Source organism: Zeaxanthinibacter sp. PT1, from assembly GCF_028464225.1.
Classification (GTDB): Bacteria; Bacteroidota; Bacteroidia; order Flavobacteriales; family Flavobacteriaceae; genus Zeaxanthinibacter.
The window spans coordinates 23268-45442 of the sequence record NZ_JAQPCN010000003.1 but is presented as its reverse complement, the minus strand read 5'-3'; the positions used below and the strand labels follow the sequence as shown (position 1 = coordinate 45442).

The 22175-nt window shown below is 45.1% G+C and carries 25 protein-coding genes; 15 read left to right on the top strand and 10 right to left on the bottom strand.

What is annotated here, in order from left to right; genetic code table 11:
• Positions 1-96: 96 nt before the first annotated feature.
• Positions 97-225 carry a 30S ribosomal protein THX gene (locus tag PP178_RS09675; protein WP_272594149.1) on the top strand — a complete coding sequence of 43 codons (129 nt, stop codon included), beginning with the start codon at positions 97-99 and terminating at the stop codon, positions 223-225.
• Here PP178_RS09675 and PP178_RS09670 read toward each other — a convergent pair.
• From PP178_RS09670 to PP178_RS09655, 4 genes are all read right to left on the bottom strand, one after another.
• Entirely contained in the window at positions 222-587 is a 366-nt protein-coding gene (locus PP178_RS09670) for a hypothetical protein (protein WP_272594148.1), read from the bottom strand. The genes PP178_RS09675 and PP178_RS09670 overlap by 4 nt on opposite strands.
• Before the next feature lie 52 nt (positions 588-639).
• Positions 640-1401 carry a peroxide stress protein YaaA gene (gene yaaA, locus PP178_RS09665; protein ID WP_272594147.1) on the bottom strand — a complete coding sequence of 254 codons (762 nt, stop codon included), beginning with the start codon at positions 1399-1401 and terminating at the stop codon, positions 640-642.
• A gap of 96 nt (positions 1402-1497) precedes the next feature.
• Positions 1498-2529: an RluA family pseudouridine synthase gene (locus PP178_RS09660; protein ID WP_272594146.1), complete on the bottom strand. Its 1032-nt coding sequence runs from the start codon at positions 2527-2529 to the stop codon at positions 1498-1500.
• A gap of 3 nt (positions 2530-2532) precedes the next feature.
• Positions 2533-3120, bottom strand: a complete 588-nt coding sequence (locus tag PP178_RS09655; protein ID WP_272594145.1) for a PASTA domain-containing protein — start codon at positions 3118-3120, stop codon at positions 2533-2535.
• Positions 3121-3222: 102 nt separating this feature from the next.
• On the opposite strand from PP178_RS09655, the gene PP178_RS09650 reads away from it, so the two are divergent.
• The 5 genes from PP178_RS09650 to PP178_RS09630 all read left to right on the top strand — a co-directional run bounded on the left by PP178_RS09650 (position 3223) and on the right by PP178_RS09630 (position 8904).
• Positions 3223-4197 (top strand): D-alanine--D-alanine ligase, encoded by a 975-nt coding sequence (locus PP178_RS09650; RefSeq protein ID WP_272594144.1) that lies wholly within the window; start codon positions 3223-3225, stop codon positions 4195-4197.
• Between the two features lie 33 nt (positions 4198-4230).
• Positions 4231-4686, top strand: a complete 456-nt coding sequence (gene coaD / locus PP178_RS09645) for a pantetheine-phosphate adenylyltransferase (RefSeq protein ID WP_272594143.1) — start codon at positions 4231-4233, stop codon at positions 4684-4686.
• Between the two features lie 181 nt (positions 4687-4867).
• A complete protein-coding gene (locus PP178_RS09640) occupies positions 4868-6718 on the top strand; it encodes a PAS domain-containing sensor histidine kinase (RefSeq protein WP_272594142.1) in 1851 nt (616 codons plus the stop codon).
• Complete coding sequence (locus PP178_RS09635; protein WP_272594141.1) at positions 6705-7118, top strand: response regulator; 414 nt, start codon at positions 6705-6707, stop codon at positions 7116-7118. Before PP178_RS09640 ends, PP178_RS09635 begins: the two co-directional genes overlap by 14 nt.
• A gap of 43 nt (positions 7119-7161) precedes the next feature.
• Positions 7162-8904, top strand: a complete 1743-nt coding sequence (locus PP178_RS09630; RefSeq protein WP_272594140.1) for a M14 family metallopeptidase — start codon at positions 7162-7164, stop codon at positions 8902-8904.
• Between the two features lie 4 nt (positions 8905-8908).
• Here PP178_RS09630 and PP178_RS09625 read toward each other — a convergent pair whose 3' ends face one another.
• Positions 8909-9496 carry an NUDIX hydrolase gene (locus PP178_RS09625; RefSeq protein WP_272594139.1) on the bottom strand — a complete coding sequence of 196 codons (588 nt, stop codon included), beginning with the start codon at positions 9494-9496 and terminating at the stop codon, positions 8909-8911.
• A 7-nt stretch (positions 9497-9503) separates the two neighbouring features.
• On the opposite strand from PP178_RS09625, the gene pyrE reads away from it, so the two are divergent.
• On the top strand, positions 9504-10145 hold the full coding sequence (gene pyrE / locus PP178_RS09620; RefSeq protein WP_272594138.1) for an orotate phosphoribosyltransferase: 642 nt from the start codon (positions 9504-9506) through the stop codon (positions 10143-10145).
• Between the two features lie 3 nt (positions 10146-10148).
• A complete protein-coding gene (locus PP178_RS09615; protein ID WP_272594137.1) occupies positions 10149-10541 on the top strand; it encodes an SRPBCC family protein in 393 nt (130 codons plus the stop codon).
• A 10-nt stretch (positions 10542-10551) separates the two neighbouring features.
• Here PP178_RS09615 and PP178_RS09610 read toward each other — a convergent pair whose 3' ends face one another.
• Positions 10552-11283, bottom strand: a complete 732-nt coding sequence (locus PP178_RS09610; protein ID WP_272594136.1) for a biotin--[acetyl-CoA-carboxylase] ligase — start codon at positions 11281-11283, stop codon at positions 10552-10554.
• A gap of 94 nt (positions 11284-11377) precedes the next feature.
• Here PP178_RS09610 and rsfS point away from each other — a divergent pair, with 94 nt between their 5' ends.
• Genes rsfS through PP178_RS09580 form a run of 6 tightly spaced genes read left to right on the top strand, consistent with a single transcriptional unit; the run spans position 11378 to position 16147 of the window.
• A complete protein-coding gene (rsfS, locus tag PP178_RS09605) occupies positions 11378-11755 on the top strand; it encodes a ribosome silencing factor (RefSeq protein ID WP_272594135.1) in 378 nt (125 codons plus the stop codon).
• A 9-nt stretch (positions 11756-11764) separates the two neighbouring features.
• Complete coding sequence (gene ftsH, locus PP178_RS09600) at positions 11765-13756, top strand: ATP-dependent zinc metalloprotease FtsH (protein ID WP_272594134.1); 1992 nt, start codon at positions 11765-11767, stop codon at positions 13754-13756.
• A gap of 59 nt (positions 13757-13815) precedes the next feature.
• Positions 13816-14427 carry an LUD domain-containing protein gene (locus tag PP178_RS09595; protein WP_272594133.1) on the top strand — a complete coding sequence of 204 codons (612 nt, stop codon included), beginning with the start codon at positions 13816-13818 and terminating at the stop codon, positions 14425-14427.
• Between the two features lie 2 nt (positions 14428-14429).
• Complete coding sequence (locus tag PP178_RS09590; protein ID WP_272594132.1) at positions 14430-15233, top strand: phosphatidate cytidylyltransferase; 804 nt, start codon at positions 14430-14432, stop codon at positions 15231-15233.
• Complete coding sequence (locus PP178_RS09585; protein ID WP_272594131.1) at positions 15223-15891, top strand: phosphatidylserine decarboxylase family protein; 669 nt, start codon at positions 15223-15225, stop codon at positions 15889-15891. The genes PP178_RS09590 and PP178_RS09585 overlap by 11 nt, the downstream gene beginning before the upstream one ends.
• Entirely contained in the window at positions 15881-16147 is a 267-nt protein-coding gene (locus PP178_RS09580; protein WP_272594130.1) for an acyl-CoA-binding protein, read from the top strand. Before PP178_RS09585 ends, PP178_RS09580 begins: the two co-directional genes overlap by 11 nt.
• A 5-nt stretch (positions 16148-16152) precedes the next feature.
• On the opposite strand, the gene PP178_RS09575 is transcribed toward PP178_RS09580, so the two are convergent.
• The 4 genes from PP178_RS09575 to PP178_RS09560 all read right to left on the bottom strand — a co-directional run bounded on the left by PP178_RS09575 (position 16153) and on the right by PP178_RS09560 (position 21585).
• On the bottom strand, positions 16153-16926 hold the full coding sequence (locus PP178_RS09575) for a creatininase family protein (protein ID WP_272594129.1): 774 nt from the start codon (positions 16924-16926) through the stop codon (positions 16153-16155).
• A gap of 3 nt (positions 16927-16929) precedes the next feature.
• Positions 16930-18198: a sterol desaturase family protein gene (locus PP178_RS09570; protein WP_272594128.1), complete on the bottom strand. Its 1269-nt coding sequence runs from the start codon at positions 18196-18198 to the stop codon at positions 16930-16932.
• 41 nt (positions 18199-18239) lie between these two features.
• Positions 18240-18830, bottom strand: coding sequence for a hypothetical protein (locus PP178_RS09565; protein WP_272594127.1), 591 nt, complete (start codon positions 18828-18830; stop codon positions 18240-18242).
• 121 nt (positions 18831-18951) lie between these two features.
• Positions 18952-21585, bottom strand: a complete 2634-nt coding sequence (locus PP178_RS09560) for a valine--tRNA ligase (protein ID WP_272594126.1) — start codon at positions 21583-21585, stop codon at positions 18952-18954.
• A gap of 197 nt (positions 21586-21782) precedes the next feature.
• On the opposite strand from PP178_RS09560, the gene PP178_RS09555 reads away from it, so the two are divergent.
• Positions 21783-22172: a DUF1573 domain-containing protein gene (locus PP178_RS09555; RefSeq protein WP_430974712.1), complete on the top strand. Its 390-nt coding sequence runs from the start codon at positions 21783-21785 to the stop codon at positions 22170-22172.
• Positions 22173-22175: the final 3 nt, after the last annotated feature.

The following is a 22175-nucleotide window of genomic DNA, read 5'->3' as shown; positions in this document are numbered from 1 at the left end:
ATAATACCTTGCCCAGATTTGGAGCCTTGTGCAATATCTGAACTTGATTTACATCGAGATCTTGGGTATCTTTATAGCACATAAAAGAAATGAGCTATGGGTAAAGGTGATAAAAAAACAAAGCGAGGGAAGATTGCCAATAAATCGTTCGGCGCCAGGAGAGCACGCAAAATTAAACGCAAGCCATCCGTAGAAGAGAAAATTAATATTAAGAATAAGGCTTAGTCCAGAACAAAGTTGATCTCTACCGTACGGTCTCCGGTTGCGGTAAGTTCATAGGTGTAAAACCCCATCGGAAGGGGAGTCTCCCCTACAAAATCTATGGGCTGGGCGATAAACGTTGAGTCCCCGGAAATAATTTCCACGTAAGCATACCGGTACGCTGTATCATACGGGAGGTATTCGGAATATTCACCCGGAGGCACTGATTCGTGCACAGATTCCTGGTCTCCGACGATCACTTGGTCATACTGGAATGTATTCATATTCCTGACCCTTATCTGCACCTGCTGAAGTTCATCATCACGGTCTGTACAGGATACCATCCCAAGACAAATACAAAATAGCAGTATAGACAGGTATTTCATCAGAATATCATTTTGGTGCTATACTTTACAACGCAGGCAGGAGCAATTTATTCTACCGAACAAAAACAGGATTATTCTCCTTTAGGGTATGTTCCTTACTATAGCAGTAATCGAGGTAATCAAACCCTTTAAGATCGTCCAGTGTCCGGGCATCTTTATCCACGATATAACGAACCATCGCACCCCTGGCCTTCTTGGCAAAAAAACTAATGACTTTCAGATTGTCATTTTTCCAATCCTTAAAAACTGGTGTAATTACTGGCGTCTTCAGTTTTTTAGCACCCACAGCATTGAAATACTCGTTACTGGCTAAATTCACAAAAAGCTCACCTTCTTCAAGCTCATCGTTAAGCGCCTGGGTGATATTTTCTTTCCAGAACTCGTACAGGTTCTTTTTTCTTCCAACTTTCAATGAAGTGCCCATCTCCAGTCGGTATGGTTGTATCAGGTCTAAAGGCTTCAAAATTCCGTATAAGCCGGAAAGAATGCGCAGTGACCCCTGCAAACGCTCTAATTTCCCTTCATCAAGGGTATAGGCATCAAGCCCTTGGTAAACATCACCATCAAAAGCGAATACCGCCGGCCGAGCATTATCAGTGCTGAATGGTAGCCGGAAATCCTGGTTGCGCTGCCAATTGAGGTCGGCGAGGTCTGCCGAAATATCCATTAATTTAGAAAGGGACTTAGGGCTTTTTTTTGCCAGGATCTTATTCAGCCTTTCTGCCTCTTGCAAAAACCGGGCTTGTGTATGGGTCTGTATGGGTAATTCCCTCTCGTAATCCATAGATTTAGCAGGGGAAATAACAATTTTCATAGTATCAATTTTGTCTAAAAATAAAAAAGTAAATCAGTGTAGAACAGTAGTTTCACTAGAGATATTCAATGCCACTATCAGCATTGGTTATATTTTTTATTTACTTGTATGTTTGGCATATTCGCGCCATTTATCAATACATGCCTGCATGTCTTCAGGGATCTCAGAGTCAAATCGCTTGTGCTCTCCACTGACCGGGTGCTTAAACCCGAGCGTCTTGGCGTGCAGTGCCTGCCGCGGAAGAATCTTGAAGGCGTTATCCACAAACTGCCTGTATTTGGTAAAAGTGGTTCCTTTCAGTATGCGTTCTCCACCATAGCGCTCATCGTTAAACAGGGTATGACCGATATGCTTCAGGTGAACCCTGATCTGGTGGGTACGCCCGGTTTCCAGCTTGCAGGAGATCAGGGTAACGTAACCTAATCTTTCTATTACCTTGTAATGGGTAACGGCTTCTTTTCCCTGTTCGCCTTCCGGGAAAACCTGCATTTGCAGGCGGTTCTTGGGATTTCTCCCGATATGGCCTTCTATGGTTCCTTCATCCTCTACAACATTTCCCCATACCAGGGCGATATATTCCCTTTCGCTGCTTTTATCAAAAAACTGCTGGGCAAGATGGGTCATCGCCGCCTCTGTCTTGGCAACCACCAGCAGGCCGGAAGTATCCTTATCGATACGGTGAACAAGTCCCGGGCGTTCGTTGCTGTTCATCGGAAGTTGCTCTATGTGATGTAACAGGGCGTTGATCAAGGTTCCCGAATAATTACCATGCCCCGGGTGCACCACCATTCCGGCGGGCTTATTGACCACTAACAGAACATCGTCCTCGTAAACGATCTCCAGGGGGATATCCTCAGGGGTCAGCAAAAATTCGTGCGGGGGATGCTCAAAGAGCACTTTTACCTCATCCCCTGCTTTCACTTTATAATTCTGCTTAACTATGTTATCATTCACCCAGATATGGCCGGATTTGGCCGCCTGCTGTATCTTGTTCCGGGTAGCATTCTCTATAAAGTTCATCAGGAATTTATCCACCCTTAACGGGTCTTGTCCTTTTGATGCTTTAAACTTATAATGTTCAAATAATTCCCCGTCCCCTAATTCTATATTTTCCTCTGCTGTATCCATTTATTATTCAGAATCTGATTGTACCTGGGCGCTCCCCGGAATAGTTCCGTTTCCGCAAACCAATTCGATCTCAGATTTTTTAGGGAGTTTATCCCCCGGTTTTACTTGTTTGCCTTTATGCCTGATGTAATAAACCATGTTTTTTCCCAATTGATCAATGTATGTGACCCTTTCCACCTCCAGGCCGACAGCCCTGAGCATAGATTCGGCATTTCGCTGGGTAACCTGTATAATGTTGGGAACGCTAACCTGCTTATAACCCGAGGGATTAACCGTAACATAGATTTTCCTGTTCTCTTTTACCTTGCTACCGCCTTTAGGCGTCTGTTCTATGATGGAGAACCTCGGATAATCCGGGTTAAAATTGGCAGAATCCATCACTTCGTAGCGCAGGCCTGCTTCTTCAATCTTCTTTCTCATGTCTGTCACCGAAAGCTTGGACAGGTCCGGGACCTCTACGTGTTCCCCGTGATTGGTTGATGAACGCAGCCACTGCATGGCCAGGATAGTGAGCAGTACCACACTGACCGCTGCAAGCCCGAGGTTGATAAGAAATGTCCTGCTTCCCAGGAACTTGATGAAATCCTTCATAGGTCCGATTTATTAACCCAGCAAAGATAGGAAACCCACACCTTTTTTCTTTACTTTGAAAAATGGATATTTTACGGGATTTCCCGGGAAGTGAATGTTTCTATGAGAAAAAATATTGCGATAGTAATGGGAGGGTATTCCAGCGAGTACCAGATCTCCCTGAAAAGCGGAAGTGTCGTCTATAAATACCTGGATCCGAAAAAATTTAATCGTTACCGTATCCTGATCCGGAAAGATAAATGGGTCTGCATTGATGAGCAAGACAATGAATTCCCGGTAAACCGCCATGATTTCAGTGTTACCATGGAGGATAAGCCGCTGCATTTTGACTGTGTATTCAACGCTATTCACGGTAATCCAGGGGAAGACGGGTACTTGGCAGCTTATTTTGAACTCATAGGTGTTCCACAGACCTCCTGCAACCACTACCAGGCGGCACTGACCTTTAATAAAAGAGACCTGCTCAGCGTATTGAAACCCTACGGAATCAAATCTGCCGCTTCCTTTTACCTGAACATGGGGGATACCTACGAAGAAGACGAGATCATCGGCAAAGTGGGACTTCCCTGCTTTGTTAAGGCCAACAAAGCCGGCAGCAGTTTCGGTATCACTAAAGTATATAAGAAGGAAGAATTTGCCGATGCTATTGAGAAAGCATTCGCCGAGGATAACGAGATACTGATCGAGGCATTCCTGGACGGGACCGAAGTCTCTGTCGGAGTTATCAACTACAAAGGGAAGACCACGGTATTGCCTATCACGGAAATTGTATCCGAGAACGATTTCTTTGATTTTGCCGCCAAGTACGAAGGCAAAGCACAGGAGATCACCCCGGCCAGGCTCAGTGTACAGCAGGAACGGAGGGTAACCGAGGTAGCCCGGAAGGTATACGACCTTTTAAAAATGAAGGGCTTCTCCAGGAGTGAATTCATTTTTGTCAATGACGAACCCTATATGCTGGAAATGAACACCACACCTGGTCTTACGGAAGAAAGCATTCTCCCCCAGCAGGCAAGAGCAGCAGGCATTTCACTGCCGCAGCTGTTTGAAAATGCGATTACCGAAGCTTTAAAGTAATTTGAGTACCTTGGAAAGTAGAAACAATACAGTATGAGACGAGCCATTTTTCCTGGATCCTTTGACCCTATCACACTGGGACATTTTGATATTATCCAGAGAGGAATCACCCTGTTTGATGAACTCATCATTGCCATAGGCATCAATGCGGAAAAAAAATACATGTTTTCCCTGGAAGACAGGCTTCGATTTATTGAAGAGGCATTTCGCGATGAACCAAAGATCCGTGTCCTGACCTACGAGGGACTTACTGTTGATTTCTGTAAAAAAGTCGATGCAGGATTTATTCTCCGGGGATTGCGCAATCCGGGAGATTTCGAATTTGAAAAGGCCATTGCACATACGAACAGAAAACTATCAGAAATAGAAACCGTTTTCCTGCTTACCTCCTCGGGCAAGTCGTATATCAGTTCCTCAATCGTCCGGGACGTCATCCGGCACGGGGGTGATTTTACCGGCCTGGTACCGGATACGGTAAGACTCCCATAATCCTCCCAACACCCATTTGTAGAATATAATTACTAGAACATTAAACATAAACTCTGATTCCCCGGAATTAAATGCAGTTTTTATCGGCCAAATACTGACACACCACAAAAACCCAGCTATTCACAACAATGTTTGTTGAGATGCCTTAAAGGCTTATACATTAGTAAGAAATTTCAACACTATGCTGCAAGGCACCCCCACCACTGCTGCCAATTACCTGATCAAACAGCTGCCAAAGGCTACTGCTTTTATCAATACTAAATTTGAAGTGGTCTATGTCTCTGATCGGTGGATCACCGATTTTGATTTTGGTAAGAGGAATGTGTTAGGCAAATCTATATTTGACCTGTTCGATACGGTAAGCGATGACCTGAAAGATCTGCTGGAATCCTGCTTAATAGGTTCCGGGGGAGATTCGGGCGTAGAGCGTTTTACAGACCGCTCTCAGAAAGAACGTTGGTTTGAATGGACCAATATTCCCTGGTTTGACGACAGGGAGAATATTATCGGTATCATCATACAGGCAGAAGAAGTAACGCAGCGCGTTCTCCAGGCCGAAAAACTGAGAAAGCTGGAGCTCCTGCTACAGAATAAATCAGAAGTCGCCGGTATCGGTAGCTGGGAATATGATACATTCCGTCAGACCCTGCATTGGTGCCCGACCATTAAAAAAATTAAAGGGGTTGCTGACGATTACATACCTACCGCAGAATCAGCAATAGAATTCTATAAAGAAGGATTCAGCCGCAATACCATAGCCATGGCCGTAGAAAACGCCAAAAAAAATGGTACTCCCTGGCATGAAAAATTGGAAATGACTACGGCTGACGGCAGAGACATCTGGGTCATTGCCGCCGGGAAACCACTCTACAGGGACGGGAAATACATTGGATTGCTGGGCACGCTGCAGGAGATCACGGATCATGTAAATTCTGAGAATAAAATTAAAGAAAGTGAATCCCTGCTACGAACAGTAATAGATAATCTTCCCCTCAACTTATACATAAAGGATATTGATTCCCGAAAAACCCTGGTCAACCGTTCAGAATGTGAATACCTTGGTGTTTCGGACCCAAATGAGATCCTGGGAAAGAGCGATCACGAACTGTATGATAAAGAAGTTGCCGATATTTCAAGACAAGAAGATCTTGCGGTTATGCGAAGCCTGACACCGATCTACGGTAAAGAAACGCTTAATGTGACCCCGAATGGCAACGCTACGACCTTCTTAACCTCAAAGATCCCCTTGATAGGGAATGACGGTCGTGCCACCGGCCTTATGGGGATAAGCCTTGATATCAGTAACCTGAAAAAGCAGGAAAGTGAACTGAGAAACCTTATCAACGTAACCTCTTTACAGAATAAGAAACTGGTGAATTTTGCCCATATAGTATCTCACAACCTGAGATCGCATACGGCCAACTTCTCCATGTTACTCGATTTTCTCAAGGACGAAAAAGATGAAGCAGAAAAAGATAACATCCTCAGGATGCTGATTGCCGCATCAAACAACCTCTTGGAAACGCTTGAAAACCTGAACGAGGTAGTTTCCATAAACACTAATGTCAACCTCGATAAAAAACCTGTCAAGCTCTACGAAAAAGCGAATACTATCGTGGATAGCCTGTCAGGATTTTTAAAGGACTCAGATGCCAAGATTCAAAACCTGATCAGCCCGGACCAGAAGGTAAAAGTGGTACCGGCTTACCTAGACAGCATACTGATGAATTTTATTACCAACGCCGTAAAATACAGAGACCCCTCTCGCATTCCTGTCATCACCCTGAGTACTGAAAAAACCAATAATTTTACGGTTCTGAGCATTTCGGATAATGGCCTGGGAATAGACCTGAAGCGTTACGGAGAAAAACTCTTCGGAATGTATAAGACCTTCCATGAGAATGACGAAGCCAGGGGGATTGGTCTATATATCACGAAAAACCAGGTAGAAGCCATGGGAGGCTTTATCACAACGAGTAGCGAAGTAGGAAAAGGCACTACATTTAAAATACATTTCAATGACAAAGATTAGTACCGTCAGCATTATTGATGATGACCCGATAACTATTTTTGGTATCACAAAAATGCTCAATGCCCTGGACTGTTGCGATCATATAGAAACCTATATGAATGGCGAGCAGGCTATACGGGCGATTCGTGACCAGATCAAGAGTCAGGAGGATATTCCGGAGGTTATCTTTCTTGACATCAATATGCCCATCATGGATGGTTGGCAGTTTCTCGAAGAATTTATCGCTTTGAAAATATCACAAACTATCAGGATAAACATTGTTACCTCTTCTATAGACCCGGTAGATCGACAGAACTGGGAAGATTTCAAGAACAGGACTCATCACCAGATAGAATTCATGAACAAACCTATGACCAGGGATGAGGTTGCTTTGATCACCGAAGCGGTAAAGCAGTCTTAATTTTATTTACATTTGGGTACGCTCTTTTCAAGCTTAAACAACCATGAGGTACCTTTTATTCCCTGTATTATTGATCTTCCTATGGTCTTGCGAGACTAAAAAGGAAGCTAAGACCGGTAATTTTTCCACACACTTTGAAAATACCAAAGGAGCAGAAACAGCAACCTACCTGCAGGTTATCGATTTCTACATCCGTATCGCCAAAGAATTTCCACAGGTTAATATTCAGACCATAGGGGAGACAGACAGCGGCAGGCCATTACACCTGGTTACCCTTAACCCGGAAAGCGACTTCAATTTCCAGAAGATACGGCAGGAGAAACTGGTCATCTTTATCAACAACGGTATCCACCCAGGAGAAAGCGATGGTATTGACGCCAGCATGATGTTGTTCCGCGATTACGCAACCGGTAAAATTGAACTTCCCGAAAACACGGTAATTGTCACTATTCCGGTATACAACGTAGGTGGTGCCCTTAACCGAAACAGCAGTAGCAGGGCAAACCAGGAAGGGCCCGCATCATACGGGTTCCGGGGAAATGCCAAAAATTATGACCTGAACAGAGATTTTATCAAGAATGATTCAAAGAATGCTAAAACATTCGCGCAGATTTTTCAATTGGTTAAACCGGATATCTTCATTGATACCCATGTAAGTAACGGCGCAGATTACCAATACACTCTGACACATCTTTTCTCTCAACACGATAAAATGGCGGCACCCCTGGGACGCTACCTGGATAAGCAATGGCGACCGGGGATAGAAAAGACTTTAGAAGCTTCAGGCGAAGCTATAACCCCCTATGTTAATGTTTATAACCGCCCTCCGGATAACGGATTTTCTCAATTCATGGATCATCCAAGGTATTCTACCGGCTACACCTCTCTATGGAATACCCTGGGCCTGATGATAGAGACCCATATGCTGAAGCCTTACAAAGACCGGGTAGCGGCAACTTATCTGATGTTAAAAACCATTATAGAGTACTCCGCATCGGAGTCGACCACTATAAAAGAGCTCAGGAACAAAGCTTTCGAAGAACAACTGCAACTTAAGAACTACCCAATCCGCTGGGAACTGGACACCACACGCAACAGGATGCTGGAGTTCCGGGGCTACCAGGCAGATACCTTAGAAAGTCAAATCACCGGGCTTCCCCGTTTAAAGTATAACAGGGAAAAGCCTTTTACAAAGCAGCTGCCTTACCGGGACCACTATATCGCCTCGGATTCGGTCAGTATCCCCAAAGCTTACCTGGTCCCCAGGTCGTGGGATAATGTGAAAGAAAAGCTAGACCTGAATAATGTGACCTATACCGTCTTGCAAAGAGACACTACCATGACAGTTGCATCATATCGTATTACTGATTACAAGACCGGTACATCGGCCTATGAAGGTCACTACCCTCACTTTGATACCCGTACAGAATCTCGAATTATCACTAGGACCTTTGGTGAAGGGGATCTTTTGATACCAACGGCACAACCCGCAATGCGGTACCTGATGGAAACCCTGGAGCCGACTGCCGTAGATTCTTTTTTTAACTGGAACTTTTTTGATACGGTTCTACAACGGAAAGAAGGGTTTTCCTCTTATGTTTTTGAAGATGCTGCGATTGAGCTATTGGAAGAAAACCCCGAACTTGCGGCTGATTTCCGCGAAAAGCAGCAATCTGACCAGGAATTCGCTGCTAACCCGTATGCGCAACTGGAGTGGATATATGAAAGGTCTCCGAACTACGAAGCTGCACACCTGCAGTACCCCATATATAGGTTGTTAAAATAGGAGATTATTGCTCAAAAAGCAGGGTAATGTTGGCGTAGGAGTTTTGTAGTGCTTCAGAGATCTGTGCAGGGTTCTTCCACTTAACCTTCTTAATTCCCTCGCTCTTTTCTGCCTTCAGAGGACCCTTGTAGTTGGTTTTCATGGCATACCAGTGCACCTCTTTTAGCTTAAATTTCCCTTTCCGTTTAAACACATGGTAAGTAGTCTTCAGGTAGTTTTCGATGACGAGTCCCTGTACCCCGGTCTCCTCTTCCACCTCGCGGAGGGCACATTCTTCTATCGTTTCCCCTTTGTCAAGTTTTCCTTTGGGAAGGTCCCACTTATCATTCCTGTAGATAAACAGTACTTTTCCTTTTTTATTGGTGACCACACCACCGGCGGCTACTACGAGCGGAATCTTCTTGGCAAACTTTTTAAGGATTTCCTCGGTATTGGGATGGTAGATATAGGCTTCACTTAGCTCCTTCTTGGACAATGCCTTGATGGCGCTCTTAATTGATCTCCCATTTAGCAAGAAGTAATTTCCGTTCACCGTTTCTGTTAAGGTGTTCGTTAAAATCAGAGGCGAATCATTAACAAAAACTTTATACATTTGCGCCATGGTTTTAGACAAAGATACCGCAAAGAAAACGGCCGAGCTATTGCTGCAAATTAATGCAATTAAGTTGAAACCAGAAAATCCATTTACGTGGGCTTCCGGGTGGAAATCACCGATTTACTGTGATAACCGCATTATTCTGTCCTACCCTGTAATCAGGAATTTTGTAAGGCAGGAAATCGCCAAACAGCTGGAATCCCTCTATGGGAAACCAGATGTCATTGCAGGTGTAGCCACCGGGGCTATCGGTATTGGGATGCTGGTTGCCGAGCAGTTGGGACTTCCATTTATTTACGTTCGTCCTGAGCCTAAGGCACACGGAAGGCAGAACCAGGTGGAAGGACAACTCGAAGCCGGGCAGACTGTCGTTGTGATTGAAGACCTGATCAGCACCGGAAAAAGCAGCCTGAATGCCGTAGATGGACTACTTAAGGCAGGTGCACAGGTGAAGGGAATGCTCGCCATTTTCACTTATGGATTTGAGCAAGCCGAGAAGGCGTTTGAAGAAAAAGGGGTCGAATTACACACCCTGAGCGATTACCAACACCTGATAGAACAGGCCTCGGAAACCAATTATATAAAAGAAGAACAACAAAACTTGCTTATGGAATGGAGAACTGCTCCTTCCAAATGGCCCTCTTAGCATATGCAGATAAACACTACACCTACAACCGTAAACAAAAGTGCAAAAGAACTCTATGATTTTCTCACCAAGCTGGAAAATTTTGAGGAGATCATGCCCGATAACCTGGATAAATTTCAGCTCATCAACGAAAACCGCTTTCTTTTCGGGCTGAAGGGAATGCCGGAAATTGTCCTGGAAAGAAAGGAACAGTTGCCTAATCAAAAACTTGTGCTCGGTGCTGCCAGCGACAAATTACCTTTTACCCTGACTGCTCACATTACCGCAGTTGACGAGAACCAAAGTGAAATATCCCTGGCTTTTGATGGAGATTTCAACGCCATGATGGCGATGATGATCAAAGGACCGATCACCAATTTTTTGAATACACTTTCAAAGAACCTGGGAGAACTATAGGCCGTATTACTCAATATAACAGCTTTACCTCTTTTAGACCATAATGCTGTTCTACCCGGTCTTCAAGTTCTACCCGGAGTTGACCATCACGGGTAACCCCCCTGATAAATCCCATAAACATCTTTCCCTCTTCATCTTCAAAAGTTGAAGGTTTATCCTTGCGGAACAAATGCTTCTCGTAATTCGCGAAAAGTTCTCCTTCCTCCATGTCTGATAGCTCACGGAAAGCTGTTTCTAAGGAATTCATAAGGCTGTTAAGGACCTCTCCAATATCGTGATCCCGACCACTTTCAAGTTTTAAGGAGGTAACCTGGGGGAGTCCGTCAAAATTAACTTGGTTAATATTCAGTCCTATACCGATCACAGAGGCAGATATGCCGCTCCCTGCAACCAAATTTTCTATGAGGATTCCACAAATCTTCTTGGTTCCTGACAGAATGTCGTTAGGCCATTTGATATGCAGATCGGGAATCATAAAGTTTTTCAGGGTACGATATACCGCCAGGGAGGTAGCGATATTGACACGGAATTGCTGCCCTGCCGGCAACGCGTCAAATCTCTTTAACACACTTATAGTCAGGTTTTTATAAGGCTCTGATGTCCAGCTAGTCCCCATTTGCCCCCTGCCCATCGTCTGCCGATCAGCCTGCACGACCGTCATATCCTCCGGGTGGCCATGCGCCAGGATTTCTTTTAAGTAAGTATTGGTAGAATCCGTGGCATCAAGTTTGATTAAATGCATGGTGAAGCCTAGGTATTTGATGTACAATGTTATGTTAAAACCATTAGCAAAAAAAACAAAAAAACAATAACTTTGTAAAAACTAAAACAATTGAATGCAGAAAAGGGAAACGAGCGCAGATGAATTGATTGCCTTAATCTTACACGGAATTGAAGAAGTAAAGGGTCTGGAGATTAACTTACTGGACCTCAGAGATATAGAAAATACTGTTTGTGACTACTTTATAATTTGTAATGGTACTTCCAATACTCACGTGAATGCCATTGTGAATTCCATCCAAAAAACCGTTAGTAAAGCAAGCCAGGACAAGCCCTGGCATGTTGAGGGATCCGATAATGCAGAGTGGATCCTTATGGACTATGTCAATGTTGTAGTTCATGTTTTCCAGAAGCAAACCAGAGAGTTTTATGATATTGAAGGACTTTGGGGCGATGCCAAGGTAACCTTGGTAGAAAGTAGCTTTAATCAGTAAAAAAGGACAATGTCAAAAGATAACAAAACACCCCAAAAAAAACCTAAGTTCAGTTCATGGTGGATCTACGGACTGATCGCAATTCTGTTAATCGGGTTCCAGTTCTTCGGATCGGGAAGCCTTTCAACAACACAGAAGACCACAACATCCGAGTTGCAGGAATACCTGCGAAACGGGGACATCAATAAGATCCTCATCATCACCAATACACGCCAGGCCAAGGTATTCCTTACCGAGGAAGCCATGAGTAAGGATGTGCATAAGGATGTGGTAGATCAGCCACTGATCCCTTCAACAGGCATGGTTCCCCAATATGTGTTGGACTACGGTGACTTGCAGAACTTTGAGAATGATATCAAGAAGATAAAGCAGGAGAATAACCTGGACACTATCGTGGATTACGATACGGAGTCTAACGTGTTCATGGAGTTACTGCTAACCATACTCCCATTTGTATTGATCATAGGGATCTGGATTTACCTGATGCGCAGAATGTCTGGAGGAGCCGGAGGAGGCGCAGGAGGCCAGATTTTTAATATTGGGAAATCTAAGGCTAAACTCTTTGACGAAAAGACAGATACCAGGACTTCTTTTAAGGACGTAGCCGGTTTAGAAGGTGCTAAGGAAGAAGTGGAAGAGATCGTAGAATTCCTGAAACATCCTGAAAAATATACTTCATTAGGAGGTAAAATCCCTAAAGGAGCCCTTCTTGTAGGACCTCCGGGTACCGGTAAAACCCTCCTTGCCAAAGCAGTAGCAGGAGAGGCCAAGGTTCCGTTCTTCTCGCTCTCCGGTTCAGACTTCGTAGAAATGTTTGTCGGTGTTGGTGCATCCAGGGTTAGGGACTTGTTTAAACAAGCTAAGGATAAATCTCCTGCCATTATATTTATTGATGAGATCGATGCCATTGGGCGTGCAAGGGGTAAGAACAACTTCACGGGCTCTAACGACGAACGTGAGAATACATTGAACCAGTTGCTGACAGAGATGGACGGTTTTGGCACCAATACCAACGTGATCGTATTGGCAGCCACCAACCGGGCCGATGTACTGGATAAAGCACTGATGAGAGCCGGAAGGTTTGACCGCCAGATCTATGTGGATTTGCCGGATATCAGGGAAAGAAAAGAGATCTTCGAGGTGCATTTACGCCCGATAAAAACTGCAGAAACGCTGGACCTGGAATTCCTTGCCAGGCAGACTCCCGGTTTCTCGGGGGCTGATATTGCCAACGTATGTAACGAAGCAGCACTTATCGCAGCCAGGAAAGAAAAGAAAGCTGTTACTAAACAGGACTTCCTGGATGCAGTAGACCGTATCGTCGGGGGTCTGGAGAAAAAGAATAAGATCATCACCCCGGAAGAGAAAAAGACTATTGCGTACCACGAAGCAGGGCATGCCACGGTAAGCTGGATGCTGGAACACGCGGCTCCACTAGTTAAAGTTACTATTGTACCAAGGGGGCAATCCCTGGGTGCTGCATGGTACCTGCCGGAGGAAAGACTGATCGTACGTCCGGAACAGATGCTGGACGAAATGTGCGCTACCCTTGGAGGTAGGGCCGCAGAGAAGGTCATTTTTAACAAGATCTCTACCGGTGCACTCAGTGACCTGGAAAAAGTAACCAAACAGGCGCGAGCCATGGTAACAATCTATGGTCTGAACGAATCTATAGGAAACCTTACCTATTATGATTCTTCCGGTCAGAACGAGTACGGCTTTACTAAGCCTTACAGCGAGGAGACTGCACAGCGGATAGATGAAGAGATCTCCAAGATCATCGAAACCGAATACAAGAGGGCTATCGATGTGCTTCAGAAGAACAAGGACAAACTTTCTGAATTAGCTGAACGATTATTGGACAAAGAAGTTATCTTTAAGGAAGATTTAGAGAAGATTTTCGGTAAGCGTCCTTTCGAGGAAAAGTTCGATGAGCAGGGGCAGGAAGAGGTCGCCACTGAGAAACTCGCTTCAGAAGAATCGACCGAGGAAAATAAATAATCGAATTTAAACGTTGTCCATGTAGCAACCGGACATGTTTTTGAATCACAAAGATATTCATGGGTCTCTTAGACAAACTCTTCGGGGGGGGCAAGAAAAAGGTTTCCAAAGAAACTGCGGAAACCCGTGGCGTTCATATGCCTGACCTGAATATTCCGGTTGATGAAAAATTCACCATACACTTTAAAAAGAACGGGGGGAAATTCCTATACTGTGATTCCTTCGGGGAGGTCTCCGAAGCACTGAAGAATATCATACTGGAGAATAACTGGCAACAGGAGCCTTTCTTCAGCATGAATCCCCAGCTGGAAGAACGCTTTAAAAAGGAGGGTCTTAGCTTTACTGATAAATCCAAGGAGAGTGAAGTATTCTTTACGACCTGTGAACACCTGATAGCGCAGAACGGTTCTATCCTGGTCTGTTCTAACCAACTTCAGGAGAAGAAGCTTCACGAAGTACCCGATAACGTAATTGTTTTTGCAACGACCAGCCAACTGGTCGAATCGATTGGGGAAGGACTTAAGCTCATCAAGAAAAAATATAAACAAGGCATTCCTGCCAATATTACCACCATTAAACATTTTCAGGCTTCCGCAGAAAACAAGGATGATTTCCTAACTTATGGCAGTAGCTCCAAGCATCTGTACTTATTATTACTGGAAGACCTGTAATTATGAAGGAAGTTCTCAGGAGATCCATTACCGGGCTAGTGTATGTGGCACTATTGTTATCGGCTGTCTTCCTTAGCACGGATGCCTTCGATTTCCTTTTCATGATATTTGGCCTTGCCTGTCTTTATGAATACAAGAGGCTTACGGCGCTAAAAGGGTATTACATCTTTATGGCGTACCTGGTGCTATGGTGGGCGTTTATCTACCTCATACATGACAAAATGCTGATCAACATCCTAATGTTTGTCACCATTTCCATTAACATTGTTTTGTTGTATTACCTGTTCTGCAATAAGAAACCTAAGGATAACGGTGTGATGAAATTCCTGATAGGCCTTTTCTATATAGGAGGCGGCTGTATCTTCTTAACGATGATCCCTTATAAGGACGACGCCTTCGCCAAATTCCTGATCATGGGTATTTTTATTCTTATCTGGGTGAATGACTCCTTTGCTTACCTGGTAGGAAAAACGATCGGCAGAACAAAATTATACCCCGCCATTTCTCCAAAAAAAACGGTAGAAGGAAGTTTAGGTGGATTGGTTTTTACCGTGGCCGCTGCATATTTTATGGCCAGATATGAGCCTATTGTTAACCCAGCTCAATGGGTGATCCTTGCCGTAGTTATTGTAATTGCTGGTGGTTTGGGCGATTTGGTGGAATCTAAACTGAAACGTGAAGCAGGGGTCAAGGACAGTGGAGCTATACTTCCTGGTCACGGTGGCATGTTAGATAGGTTGGATAGTCTTATATTTGCTGCACCATTTGCCTACTTAACACTTAACCTTTTGACCAATGTTTCATAAAGAGGGCCAGAAAATAATATTGATCACTTTTTTCCTGCTGAGCACCATTATCGTGTTAGCACATTTTTACGTGGGCATTTCCTGGGTAAAAACAGCAGTTCAGTTAGCTTCCCTTGTTCTCCTGGTGGCGATTTTACAATTTTTCAGGAACCCAAAGAGGGTGGCGGTTAAAAACTTCGATGAGATCCTTGCCCCGGTAGACGGAAAGGTGGTGGTAATCGAGGAAGTGGAAGAAAATGAATACTTTAAGGATAAGCGATTGCAGGTATCCATTTTCATGTCCCCGGTAAACGTACACGTTACCCGGTACCCGGCCAGTGGCCAGATAAAGTTTTCTAAATACCATCCCGGTAAATACCTGGTGGCCTGGCACCCTAAATCCAGCGAAGAGAACGAACGGACCACCGTGGTTATCAATACGCCGAAATTCGGCGATGTCCTTTACAGGCAAATTGCCGGAGCCATGGCAAGGCGGATTGTTAACTATGCCGAAGTTGGTGAAAGTGTGGTACAAGGTGAAGACGCCGGTTTTATCAAATTTGGGTCGAGGGTAGATCTTTTCCTACCGCTGAACAGTGTTGTCACGGTAAAGCTTAACCAGAAAGTAAAAGGAGCAAAGACCTGTATTGCCACCACACCTAAGAAGGATGAAGACTGAGCAATTACATATGAAATTCACTAAAGCCGTTGAGATCGTCAACAATTTCAACGATCCCCTACCTGCCGATCTCCTTCTTAAACTCTATGCCTACTACAAGATAGCCAATCGCAATTTTGACCATCCTGGGAGTAAGACCCCGTTGATCAATGCGTTTAAGGCCAATGCACTTATACAGGCCAGGGATATCACTAGTGAAGATGCCATGAAGCTCTATGTAGACCTGGTGAAAAGTGAAATCCACCCCAACCTTTAAGAAGCTTATTTACCGGTATACATATCTTTTGGGTCCGCCTGGCATAGCTCTAGCATGAAGGCCCCCATTTTTTCGCTGATATCCTTAAAATACCGCTCCCCTTTTTCCTCGGTGGCCATAGACGGATCCCCGATACCGGTATCTTCCGAAACTGCGCTCCATTTACGTTCTGCCCAGGCCCAACCCTCAGAAAAGGAACTTATCCTGAATTGCCGGTGTGCTCCACTCCCCCACTCTTCCTTTGGCAAGACCAGCCCTCCTTGTAAATAGAGCATTAGCGATGTTTCCATTTCATCGGCATGGTCACCCTCATTATCAAAATAAAGGGTTTTATCCAGGGCTCTGAAACTGTCTGCGTAGCAAATAAAGAGTTCCGGGAATTCCAGGCCCAGTTCCCTTACCAGGGGTTTAAAATTATTACCCCCATGACCGTTAAAGATCAATAATTTGGGTATGCCCTGTCTTTTCAGCGTGGCCGCTACATCCTTCAATATAGCAAGCTGGGTAGATGGATTCAGGTTAATATCCAGGTAAATATCGTGTTGCCCGGTATTAACACCAAAGGGGACAGCGGGGAGTACCATCACCTTCCCCCCTTCAGACCAGGCTATTTTCGCAGCTTCGGCAGCGATAGCTTCAGCCTGGTAATTATCCGTGCCGTACGGCAAATGGTAATTATGGGCTTCAGTTGCCCCCCAGGGGAGCACTGCCAATTCAATTTTCTGATCCTTTAATAATTTATAATTCGTCTCGGCGAGTACATAAGGCCTAGGTTCCATATATCAGACAGCAAGATTAGAAGAAACGGTTTCTTTTTCGAAAAAGGTGAAGTATACTGCGGCAAAAAGTGTAATCAGAAAATAGCATTGCAGAAACAAGCCTGCCTGCTCATAATAAGTGTTTATCCCAAACCAGTCCCCATTGAGGTGTATGAATACCCCACCTGCTACAGCCCTGAAAGCTTCTACATACAGCGCGTATCGCTGCCGGTCCATCAAGCTGCTGTAACCAAAAACGGCCAGGAACAGAAATCCTCCATAAACCAGCAGACCTTCATACCCTATGGCCGAAAAATTGTAGAACATAAACAAGAGCAAGCCGAGAGTTACCAGCATCTGCAGGAGGATATATCCCTTAAACCAGGACGAGGCTTCGGTTTCATATTTGTCGTAATTGTAAACATCCTTAATTACCGTATAAGGATACTTCTCCCGGACATCTGCGGGGCGCCAGCCTGTAGGCATAAACCAGATCCGGATTTTATCCCAGGCATTTTTGGTCCTCCAGGCATCCTGGGTCAACCTCCAGAAGTGCTGAAAATTGATCAGGAAGGGGTTCCATGTGCCGGCCGGTTTAAGCACCCCGTACTGCGGGGGTACCTCGGCTAACTCTTCCTGGAATGTTCCAAACCAACGGTCCCATACAGACAGTATCTGCCCCAGGTTCTTATCAATGTATTCCGGGTTGATCGCGTGGTGTACGCGGTGTTGTGAGGGGGTGACAAAAACATATTCAAACCAACCTAGCTTGCCAATATGCTGGGTATGGTACCAGAATTGTGCAAACAGGTGGATGGGCGCAAGAATGGCGATCACTTGCGCAGGCACTCCCAGTACCGCTGCAGGAACCAAAAGCAGGGCAAAATAACCCAACAAGTTAGAAATAGGCTGTCTTAATGCGCAAGCCAGGTTAAACTCTTCGCTGGAATGGTGGATGACGTGCTGGTTCCAGAAAACATTAATATGATGACTTAGGCGGTGGTTCCAGTAGCCTGCAAAATCAATAGCGATAAAAGCAATGAGCCAGACTGCCCATGTCGCTTTTATTTCCGTGAGCGCGAGGGCATTCAATAAGAAAGGGTAGGAAAAAATGATCAGTCCAAGTCCCAGGGAATCCTTGATTACATTGGTAAGCCCGGAACTGATACTGCTGACGCTATCCAGGATTTTGTGTTTCTGGTCCTTCACAAAATGACCGTACCCAATTTCTATTAAAAGTAAAACTATAAAGAAAGGGATGGCGTAGAGTAAGGCATTGGCATATTGCTCCATATTACTGTATTGCAGGTCTTATTTGCAGATTAAATCGGTTTTCAGAATGGTCCTACCATGATATGAGCCCGGTGTGTGCCCGGATCCATCAACCATGGCATTCCCGGGGCATGTGGCTTATCCGGCAAACCAGTAGATTCTGTCGTGGCAAACGGGATATAGATCACGTATCGGAATTTTCCATTGGCCAATTCACCGGTACTCTTGTCATAATCCTCGTCTTTCCCGTAATAAATATAGGTCATGCTTGGAGCTTCAGGCATTTTAAGTTTTCCTTCAGCCACCTCTTTTCCCCTTATCTCTGTCTTTTCATTAAAATCGGCACCCTGGGCACTGAGTTCCCTGCCCCTTGCCATAAACGGTTCCAGGGCTTTGGAATAGCAAGATACACTTATGCCTTCCTTTGTGGGATCATCGGCCAGGCAAACCATATTGTTAGTGCCCTCACGGAACACCACCAAGGATCCCTCCTCGTTATAGCCATAGACCATTGCGCCCTCTTTCTCCCCGTCCGGAAGGGGCAGAACAGCTGTTTTAATCTGTATCTCTTTAGACAAGATTTTACTTTCCTCGGATTGGGCACAGCCCACCCAGGATAAAAGTCCTAAACATATGGTGATTATATATCTCATGGGATGGTTCTTTTCATAAAGATAAGAATCTGAGCTAAATGGTAATAGTCCCAGCCTCTAATTGACAAAAAAAGGGTGCCTTGACAGGCACCCTTTTCAATGTATGGTCAATCCTGATTCTTTATTCCAGGCTAGACAGGCTTTTTTCCAAAGTTTCAATCTTGGCTTCAGCGTCGGCAGCTTTCTTCTTCTCCATCGCCACCACCTGCTCCGGGGCATTATTCACAAATCGATCGTTGGACAATTTCTTCTGAACCGACTTAAGGAAACCCTTGGTATAGGCCAGTTCTTCCTGTATTTTCTCGATCTCGGCGGCAATATCCACTTTTCCACTTACAGGAATAAAGTATTCATTACTTTTTACCCGGAAAGACAGGGCACCTTCAGGGGCCTTATCAATAGTTTTGATCGATGATACGTTGGTCAGCTTAGCAATGATCCCATTCCAGAAATCACCTGTTTTTTCGGTATCGATCAGCTGTAATACCAGAGATTCCTTCATCGGGATATTCTTTTCTTTCCGGATGGTCCGAATACCGGAGATCACCTCTGCAGCAAATTCAAATCCACCTGTCAGCGCCGTATCAGCTCCCCCGAATTCCGGCCAGCGTGCAACGATCAGGGCTTCATCTGTCTTGCGCTCTGCCATATGCTGCCAGATCTCTTCGGTGAGGAATGGCATAAACGGGTGAAGTAATTTCAGGGTCTCTTCAAACTGACGGCTAACCTCTTTCAGCGTCTTGGCATCTACCGGTTGTTGGTATGGAGGTTTTACGATCTCCAGTAGCCAGGAACAGAAATCGTCCCAAACCAACTTATAGATGGCCATCAGCGCATCAGAGATCCTGTACTTGGAAAAGTGATCTTCTATCTGTTCTAGGGTCTGCTGGAATTTTGCGTCATACCACTGTATTCCTTTAGCCGCAGATTCGGGCTGCTCAAATTCGGCCACTTCCCAACCTTTTACAAGACGGAATGCATTCCAAATTTTATTGGCAAAGTTCTTTCCTTGCTGGCAAAGGTTTTCATCAAAAAGCAGGTCGTTCCCCGCTGCCGAGCTCAAGAGCAGGCCAACACGGACACCATCGGCACCGTATTCTTCGATCAGCTTAAGGGCATCCGGCGAATTCCCCAGGGATTTAGACATTTTACGCCTTTGTCCGTCTCGTACCAGGCCGGTGAAATATACATTCTTAAAAGGTCTTTTATCCCGGAATTCGTATCCGGCCATAATCATACGGGCTACCCAGAAAAACATGATGTCCGGCGCAGTCACCAGGTCACTGGTCGGATAGTAATAATTGATCTCTTCGTTTTCGGGCTCCAGGATGCCTCCAAAGACACTCATCGGCCATAACCAGGAAGAAAACCAGGTATCCAGGACATCTTCGTCTTGCTTCAGATCTGCTGCAGTGAGTACATGTTTACCCTGCAGGCGTTTATTTGCTTTTTCCAGGGCCTCTTCCGGGCTCTCCGCCACTACGAAGTCGCCCTGTCCTTCGCCGTAATAATAGGCCGGGATCTGCTGACCCCACCATAGCTGCCTGGATATGTTCCAGTCTCTTATGTTCTCCAGCCAATGCTTATAGGTATTGATGAACTTATTGGGAAAGATCACTACATCCCCGGTTTCCAGGACAGCATCCAGGGCGGGTTGTGCCAGGTCTTTCATTTTAAGGAACCACTGCTCTGAAAGGCGTGGTTCAATAATTGCCTTGGTTCGCTCCGAGGTTCCCACCTTATTCATGTGAGTTTCGGTCTTTACCAGGAAGCCTTTTTCTTCAAGTTCCTTTGAGATCGCTTTGCGCGCTGCAAATCGGTCCTGGCCCTCGTAGTGCAACCCATAGGCATTTAGAGTAGCATCCGGATTAAAGATATCGATAATATCCAGCCCGTGCTTCTGCCCAATCTGCTGATCATTGACATCATGTGCCGGTGTGATTTTCAGGCAGCCGGTACCGAATTCCATGTCGACGTATTCGTCGGCAATTACAGGGATTTTCCTGTTGCATATAGGAACTATCACCTGCTTACCGATCATGTGGGTATAGCGTTCGTCCTCCGGATGCACACATACCGCCGTATCTCCCAGGATGGTTTCGGGCCGTGTTGTAGCAATGGTCACCTTCTCATCCGAACCTTCTATTGGGTATGCCAGGTAATACAGCAACCCCTGCTTTTCTTCGTGAATTACTTCCTCGTCAGACAGCGTAGTCTGGGCCTCGGGATCCCAGTTCACCATCCGGTGACCCCTGTAAATCAATCCTTTGTCATATAACTCGACAAACACCTTAATCACCGATGCTGACATATCGTCATCCATAGTAAACCGGGTTCGTTCCCAATCACAGGAACAGCCCAGTTTTTTTAGCTGCTCAAGGATGACTCCCCCGTACTCGTGGGTCCAATCCCAGGCGTGTTCAAGAAACTCCTCCCTACTTAAACTGGATTTGGGAATTCCCTGTTCTTTCAGCCTGGCCACTACCTTAGCTTCCGTAGCAATAGAGGCGTGGTCTGTCCCCGGGACCCAGCAAGCATTCTTGCCTTGCAGGCGGGCCCGCCTGATCAACACATCCTGTATGGTATTATTGAGCATGTGCCCCATGTGCAGCACGCCTGTAACATTAGGAGGGGGAATTACAATGGTATAAGGTTCTCTTTCATCCGGTTCTGAATGAAAGAATCGATGCTGCATCCAGTAGTCGTACCAGCGATTTTCTACCTGCTGCGGCTCATATTTTGAAGGGATATCCATGTTTACGGTATGGTTTTTGTTTTAATGACCTGCGTATGACGCAAAATTTTCCGTTTCATCGCAAGGATGGCGGGAAAACATGGGAATTATCCCATTTTTGAAATACGAAACAAAAATAAGTAACGTTAGTAGATAACAAAAGAATTTTGGATGTTCATAGCAAAACATATACATTTGAAATTCACCCAAAACGAAATATGATGAAAAAAGTAGTTATTCTTGCCTTTGTCAGCCTACTTACCTTTGCCGTTCAGGCGCAGGAAAAAACCGCAAAAATCGAATTTAAAGCCGAGACTGTGGATTATGGCCAAATCGCAAAAGGCAGTGATGGGATCCGAGTGTTCGAATTCACCAATACAGGAGAGGCTCCACTGATCATCTCTAAAGTGAGTTCCAGTTGCGGATGTACTATCCCAAAGAAACCCGAAGCACCAATTATGCCAGGGAAAACAGGAGAGATCCAGGTGAAGTACGACACAAACCGTGTAGGCCCTATCAGGAAAGCTGTAACGGTGATTTCTAATGCAGACACCCCCACAAAAGTTCTGAAGATCAAAGGGGAAGTTATGCCTGAAGGCAGCAAGTAAACT